The 463-nt window shown below is 54.4% G+C and carries 1 protein-coding gene; it reads left to right on the top strand.

The annotated features are described in order from the left end of the window. The coding region (locus EOA24_RS42300) for a hypothetical protein (RefSeq protein ID WP_210213672.1) at positions 1-463 on the top strand (463 nt) is incomplete at both ends.

Raw genomic sequence — 463 nt, 5'->3', positions numbered from 1 at the left:
GTGGTCAGGCAACCACGACTATCATGCGTGGATGTGGTCAAAAGGGGTCAATCCCGAAGCCTACTTCAAACCCTATCTTGACCAACACTATGGTCCGGGACCAGCCGCAGAATATCGGCAGGCGCGTTGGGCAGGCGATCGGGCTGAGCGCTTCATCAAGATGCATTCTGATCGTAGTTGGTATTTAGGCGTTAACATCGACGCGCCTCATCCGCCCCTCAATCCCCCGCCAGACTACCTCAGGCGGTTCAATCCAAATGATATGCCTGATCCTGCGTTCAAGCCGATTGATCTCGAGCACCAGAAGAAATTTGAACGAGTCGATCAGCAAGCGAAATTCGCGGTGGATCCTTGGCACGCAGCAACAGACGCGGGTGAGGCGCACAACGACGAATTGGCAGGACCTACGCATGAAGCGCCACCAACGAAGTTCAATATTTGGGAGATGAGAGCGGCCTATCAC

Origin of the sequence: Mesorhizobium sp. M2A.F.Ca.ET.039.01.1.1 (genome assembly GCF_003998035.1) — a bacterium.
Lineage (GTDB): Bacteria > Pseudomonadota > Alphaproteobacteria > Rhizobiales > Rhizobiaceae > Mesorhizobium.
The sequence above is the reverse complement of the archived record's forward strand: the minus strand, read 5'-3'. Positions and strand labels throughout refer to the sequence as shown.